The 6,832-nt window shown below is 62.8% G+C and carries 5 protein-coding genes; 4 read left to right on the top strand and 1 reads right to left on the bottom strand.

Features of this window, described 5'->3' with window-relative positions:
- Positions 1 to 80: 80 nt before the first annotated feature.
- A complete protein-coding gene (gene cadR / locus ACODSV_RS19675) occupies positions 81 to 530 on the bottom strand; it encodes a Cd(II)/Pb(II)-responsive transcriptional regulator (RefSeq protein ID WP_024077946.1) in 450 nt (149 codons plus the stop codon).
- An 84-nt stretch (positions 531 to 614) separates the two neighbouring features.
- On the opposite strand from cadR, the gene ACODSV_RS19670 reads away from it, so the two are divergent.
- From ACODSV_RS19670 to ACODSV_RS19655, 4 genes are all read left to right on the top strand, one after another.
- Positions 615 to 2,897: a heavy metal translocating P-type ATPase gene (locus ACODSV_RS19670; RefSeq protein WP_489046299.1), complete on the top strand. Its 2,283-nt coding sequence runs from the start codon at positions 615 to 617 to the stop codon at positions 2,895 to 2,897.
- A 16-nt stretch (positions 2,898 to 2,913) separates the two neighbouring features.
- A complete protein-coding gene (locus ACODSV_RS19665; RefSeq protein ID WP_024077944.1) occupies positions 2,914 to 3,777 on the top strand; it encodes a LysR family transcriptional regulator in 864 nt (287 codons plus the stop codon).
- A gap of 259 nt (positions 3,778 to 4,036) precedes the next feature.
- Complete coding sequence (locus ACODSV_RS19660; RefSeq protein WP_150053763.1) at positions 4,037 to 5,101, top strand: putative 2-aminoethylphosphonate ABC transporter ATP-binding protein; 1,065 nt, start codon at positions 4,037 to 4,039, stop codon at positions 5,099 to 5,101.
- Position 5,102: 1 nt separating this feature from the next.
- A complete protein-coding gene (locus tag ACODSV_RS19655; protein WP_150053764.1) occupies positions 5,103 to 6,815 on the top strand; it encodes a putative 2-aminoethylphosphonate ABC transporter permease subunit in 1,713 nt (570 codons plus the stop codon).
- The last annotated feature ends 17 nt before the right edge of the window (positions 6,816 to 6,832 follow it).

Below are 6,832 nucleotides of genomic sequence, written 5' to 3'. Positions count from 1 at the left end.
ATGTCAGCCACCTAATACTTAGCTGATCCACTGCTATCGGGGGCAAGCCCCCTCCCACATTTGATCTGTGTCGCCTTGAGTCAGTGGCCGTGGCTTCTGCCCACGTGCGAAGGCTCAGCCTCGCTGGCAGCGACACCGCCGCTGACCTCCAGCCGCTGCAAAATCCCGCACTGGTCCAGCTCCGGCCCGCTGCCACAGCGCTGGCGCAGGTCGATCAACTGTTCCTGCAACGCCAGCAGCCCATCGATCCGCGCTTTCACATGGTGGATATGCTCGTCGATCAATGCATTCACGTTTTCGCACTGGTCCTGAGGGCTGTCGCGCAGCCCGAGCAGGCTACGGATTTCTTCCAGGGTCATGTCGAGGCTGCGGCAATTGCGGATAAACACCAGCCGTTCGGTGTGCGCCTGGGTGTACACACGGTAGTTGGCCTCGGTGCGCGCCGGGGGCGGCAGCAGGCCTTCCTTCTCGTAATAACGGATGGTTTCCACCGGGCAGTCGGTCAGTTTGGCCAGTTCGCCGATCTTCATCGCAGCAATCTCCAAATGGGTGCTTGACCCTATAGTGGCTACAGGGTCTTTACTTGGCAACAGGCACCTTACGGACGCGACCTGATGAGCGACTCCTTCCACACCCCGCATAAGCATGACCACGATCACGATCACGATCACGATCACGACCATGAGCACGATCATGCGCCGAAGAAACTTACGCCCGTGCATGATCACGGCCATGGCGGCTCCTGCTGCTCCGGTACCCCGGCGCCTGCATTGGTGCGACTGAGCGATGCCCAGACCGCCGGCTCACGCCTGAGCACCTTCCGTATCGAAGCCATGGACTGCCCCACCGAGCAAACGCTGATCCAGAACAAACTGGGCAAGTTGGCCGGCGTGCAGCAACTGGAGTTCAACCTGATCAACCGCATACTCGGCGTCACCCATGACCTGCCGAGCACTGCGTCGATTGTCGAGGCCATCAAATCCCTGGGCATGCACGCCGATCCGATCGAAGAGGGCGTCCCGGCCGCCGAGCCGCCAGCCAAGAAGCACTGGTGGCCGCTGGCGTTGTCTGGCGTGGGCGCACTGGGCGCCGAAGTGTTGCACTTTACCAATGCCGCGCCGACCTGGGTGATCGCCATCGTGGCGCTGGTATCGATCCTCAGTGGCGGCCTCACCACCTATAAAAAGGGTTGGATAGCCCTGAAAAACCTCAACCTGAACATCAACGCGCTGATGAGTATCGCGGTCACCGGTGCGATCCTGATTGGCCAGTGGCCGGAAGCGGCGATGGTGATGTTCCTGTTCACCGTGGCCGAGTTGATCGAAGCCAAGTCCCTGGACCGGGCGCGCAACGCGATCAGCGGCTTGATGCAGATGACGCCGGAGCAGGCCACGGTACGGCAGGCGGATGGATCGTGGGGCGTACAACCAGTCAAAAACATCGAACTGGGTGCAATCGTGCGGGTTCGACCTGGCGAGCGCATTGGCCTGGACGGCGAAGTTACCGCCGGCCAATCCACTGTCGACCAGGCGCCGATCACCGGCGAAAGCCTGCCGATTGAGAAGGCAGCGGGCGATAAGGTCTTTGCCGGCACTATCAACCAGGCCGGCTCCCTGGAATACAAGGTGACGGCGGCAGCCAACAATTCCACGCTGGCGCGGATCATTCACGCGGTGGAACAGGCCCAAGGCGCGCGTGCACCGACCCAGCGCTTTGTCGACAGCTTCGCGAGGATCTACACCCCGGCTGTGTTCCTGTTCGCCCTGGGCGTGGCGTTGATCCCGCCGCTGTTCATGGCCGGCGTGTGGTTTGACTGGATCTACCGCGCGCTGGTGCTGCTGGTGGTCGCCTGCCCCTGCGCGCTGGTGATCTCCACCCCGGTGACCATTGTCAGCGGCCTGGCCGCCGCGGCGCGCAAAGGCATCCTGATCAAGGGCGGCGTGTACCTGGAGGGCGGTTACAAGCTCGACTACCTGGCCCTCGACAAGACCGGCACCCTTACCCACGGCAAGCCGGTGCAAACCGATTACCTGGCGCTGTTCCCGAATGTCGAAGACAGCGCACCGGCCCTGGCCGCGAGTTTGGCCGCGCGGTCCGATCACCCGGTGTCCCTGGCGATCGCCTTGGCGGCTGTGGATAAAAACCTGGCGACCCACGCTGTGGATAACTTCGCAGCGCTGGCCGGTCGCGGTGTGCGCGGCGATATCAACGGTCAAACCTACCACCTGGGCAACCACCGCCTGGTGGAAGACCTGGGCCTGTGTTCGCCAGCCCTGGAAGAAAAACTCTTCGCCCTGGAAAAACAAGGCAAGTCCGTGGTGCTGCTGCTCGACACATCCGGCCCGCTGGCGCTGTTCGCCGTGGCCGATACGGTCAAGGACAGCAGCCGCGAAGCCATCCAGCAGTTGCATGAGCTGGGCATCAAGACCCTGATGCTCACCGGCGACAACACCCACACCGCCCAGGCGATCGCAGCCCAGGTCGGCATCGACCAGGCCCAGGGCGACCTGTTGCCCACCGATAAACTGCAAGCCATCGAAACCCTCTACGACCAAGGCCACCGCGTGGGCATGGTCGGCGACGGCATCAACGACGCCCCGGCCCTGGCTCGCGCCGAGATCGGTTTTGCCATGGCCGCCGCAGGCACGGACACCGCCATCGAGACCGCCGACGTCGCCTTGATGGACGATGACTTGCGCAAGATTCCCGCATTCATTCGGTTGTCGCGGCAAACGTCGAGTATCCTCAAGCAGAACATCGCCCTGGCGCTGGTGATCAAGGCCATCTTCCTGGCCGTTACTTTCCTGGGCATGGCCACCATGTGGATGGCGGTGTTCGCCGACATGGGCGTGAGCCTGCTGGTGGTATTCAATGGCCTGCGCCTGCTGCGCAAATAGACGATGAGAGGGTGGTGTGCTGAGTGCCGAGCTGAAGGCGTTTTATCTGGTCGCCCGCCTGGGCAGCATCACCCAGGCGGCGAAAAAACTCGGCCTGAGCCAGCCCACCGTCACCACCCAGGTGCGCAACCTGGAGAGCCAATACGGCGTTGAGTTGTTCTACCGTGGCGGCCGCCGTCTCACCGTCAGCGACGAAGGCGCGCGCCTGTTGCCGATGGTCAAGACGCTGTTGCAGCAGGAAGCGGACATCGAGTTTTTCCTGCGCAACAGCGGTCAGGTCCAAGGGGCGCTGAGGATTGCCGCGACGGCGCCGTATTACATCCTCGACCTGGTCAAAGCCTTTCGCGAACGCCTGCCGCACGTGGAGGTGTCGGTGGAAATCGGCAACTCCCAGCAGGTGCTCGAGGCCCTGGACGATTACCGTGTAGACGTCGCTGCCTCCTCGCAATTGCTGGAAGACCCCCGTTTGATCCGCCGCGTATTGGGCACCGACCCCCTGGTGCTGGCGGTGCATCGCAACCATCCCCTGGCCAAACTGGATCATGTGCCGTTGACCGCGCTCGCTGGCCATACGCTGTTGATGCGTGAGGCGGGTTCTACCACGCGACGGCTGACGGAAGAGATGCTGCAAGGCGCCGGTGTGAGTTATGGGCCGCTGCTGGAAATCGGCAGTCGCGAGTCGATTCGCGAAGCAGTGCTGCGCAATATCGGCATCAGCATCATCGCCCGCCAGGAAGTGCCCCATGACCCGCAGTTACGGGTGCTGACCATCGAGCATGCACCGCAGATTCCGGAATATCTCTACTGCCTCAAGGAAAGAAAAGGCGCTCGGTTGCCGGCGGCGTTTTTGGGGTTGGCGCAGGAAATGTCGCCGATCTGAAGCCTTGTGGTGGCTTTGGGGACCAATCGGGGGCAAGCCCCTCCCACATTGACCGAGTTCCAACATGGAAATGCGGTCCCCTGTGGGAGGGGCGGTGCGACGATTCGACTTGCCCCCGATTGCGGTAGACCAGGCAACCCATCTCTGAATGGCCTACCCAAATCCACCAATACCACTATCGCCATGTTTTGCCTTTCTGCCACACCAGGGACGCATTGGCTGCCTAGCATGGCCCTCATCCGTTTGATGAGGTGCCTCCATGAACACAGCCCTGAGCAACCCCGGCGCGCCAATGAAGGTGCGCGGTGTCCAGAAACGCTTCGGCGCCTTTACCGCGCTGGACAACGTGTCCCTGGACGTCGCCGCCGGCGAGCTGGTGTGTCTGCTGGGCCCGTCGGGTTGCGGCAAGACCACCTTGCTGCGTTGCATCGCCGGCCTGGAGCGCCAGGACAGCGGTGAACTGTACCTGGGCAGCCGGGATGTTTCCCTGCTGCCGCCCCAGGCACGGGACTACGGCATTCTGTTCCAGTCCTACGCGTTGTTTCCCAACCTCAGCGTCGAAGCCAATATTGGCTACGGCCTTACCGGCAGCGGCCGTGATGAAGTGCGCCAGCGTGTCGGGCAGATGCTCGAACTGGTGGGCCTGCTCGGCAGTGAAAAGAAATACCCAGGCCAACTGTCCGGTGGCCAACAGCAGCGTGTCGCCCTGGCCCGTGCGCTGGCGCCAGCACCGTCGTTGCTGCTGCTGGACGAGCCGATGTCGGCCCTCGATGCCCGTGTCTGCGAGCATTTATGTACCGAGTTGCGCCAACTGCAACGGCGGCTGGGCATCACCACCCTGATGGTCACCCATAATCAGGATGAAGCCATGTTGATGGCCGACCGCATCGCCGTGATGAACAACGGCAAGGTCGAGCAATACGCCACGCCCCAGGAAATCTATGATCGTCCGGCCACGCCGTTCGTGGCCGAGTTTGTCGGCCAGGGCAATTGGCTGCCGTTCAGCCGCAACAGCGCGAGTCACGCCCAGGTCGGCGGGATGAACATGCGCCTGGCCGACGATGCAGGTGTGGCTTCCTCCGGCCGCCTGTTCTGCCGCCCGGAAGCGATCAGCGTCAACCCGCCGGTGCATGAAGAAAACCTGTTCCCGGCCAAAGTCCGCGAGATCACCTTCCTGGGTAACCGCTGCCGCATGAGCTTTGAACTGGAGCAGTTGCCCGGGCATCCGCTGTTGGCCGAGCTGGCCCCGGAAGCCATGCCACGCCTGGGCGCCCAGCACATCTGGGTCGCCTTGCCGCCGCGTAGCCTGCAGGTGTTTGCCTGAGATGGCCGTTGATATGAGCTTGCCGATACCGCGCCAGGTTTCCCGTGCGGAAACCGGCGACCGCCTTTTTGTGCTCGGCGGCAAACTGTTGTGCCTGTGCCTGCTGGGTGTCGCGGTCCTGCTACCGCTGTTGGCGATCTTCTGGCGTGGCTTCAGCAGCGAGGCGGGGCAGGGCGGTGGCCTTGTAGCTGCGCGAGAGCTGGTGAGCAGCGCCAACTTTCATTGGCTGTTGGGCAATAGCCTGAAAGTTTCCCTTAGCGTGGCGGCTATCGTCGTACCGTTGGCCTACCTGTTTGCCTACGCGCTGCAACGCACCCTGATTCCCGGCAAGGCCATCTGGCGTGGCCTGTCGTTACTGCCGTTGATGGCACCGTCGATGCTGCCGGGGATTGCGTTGGTGTACCTGTTTGGTAACCAGGGCCTGTTACGTGGCCTGCTCTCGGAGAATATCTACGGCTTCTGGGGCATTGTCCTCGGCGAAGTGATCTACACCTTCCCACATGCCTTGATGATCCTGTTGTCAGCGCTTTCCTTGGCGGATGCTCGGTTATTCGACGCGGCATCGAGCATGGGCGCCAGCCCCGCCCGAGCATTTCGCAGCATCACCTGGCCGGCCACGCGCCAGGCGGTGTTCGCCGCGTTCTGCCTGGTGTTCACCTTGACCATCACCGACTTCGGCGTGCCCGTGGTGGTCGGCGGCGATTACCAGGTGTTGGCGCTGGAAGCCTACAAGGCGGTGGTGGGCCAGCAACAGTTCGGCCGCGGTGCGTTGATTGGCATGGTGTTGCTGCTGCCGGCGCTGTTCAGCTTTGGCGTGGACGCCTGGTTACGTCGTCGGCAGGGTGATTCGATGAGTGGCCGCGCCCAGGTGTTCCAACCCGCGCCATCGCGGCTGCGGGACGCCTGCTACCTGGCCATTGTGCTGGTGATGTGCGCCGTGTTGCTGCTGGTGTTCGGCATGGCGGTGTACTCCTCGCTGGTGAAATTCTGGCCGTACAACCTGTCGCTGTCGCTCAACCACTACCAGTTCGAAGACACGGCCGGCGGCGGCTGGCTGGCCTATCGCAACAGCCTGACCTTGGCGCTGTGCACCGCGTTGATCGGCAGCGTGCTGATCTTTACCGGCGCCTACCTGATGGAAAAGACCCAAGGCCAGAAGGGCCTCAACCTGGCGCTGCGCCTGCTCAGTTTTGTGCCGATGGCCGTGCCGGGCTTGGTGTTGGGCCTGGGTTATGTGTTCTTTTTCAACCTCAACGGCAACCCGCTGCATGTGTTCTACGGGACCATGACCTTGCTGGTGGTGTGCACCATCGCGCACTACCTGACCACTGCCCAGATGACCGCGACCACTGCCCTGCGCCAGCTGGACGCCGAGTTCGAAGCCGCTGCGCTGTCCCTCAAGGCGCCGCTTTATCGCCACTACCTGCGGGTGACCGTGCCGATTTGCCTGCCGGCACTGCTGGATATCGTGCGCTACCTGTTTGTGTCGGCGATGACCACGGTGTCGGCGGCAATTTTTCTCTACAGCCCCGACACCATTCTCGCCGCCGTCGCCGTGCTGAACATGGACGACGCCGGCAACGTGGGCGGCGCGGCGGCCATGTCGACCCTGATCCTGTTCACTTCGGCCGCCGTCTCGCTGCTGCTGGCGTGGGCCTCACGCGGCCTGTTGCGTCGCTCCCAAGCCTGGCGTCAAACCGCGCCCGGTCAATAACCCTCGATAAAGGAAGT

This window comes from Pseudomonas sp. FG86, assembly GCF_057808775.1.
This window is presented reverse-complemented; position numbering and strand designations above follow the sequence as displayed.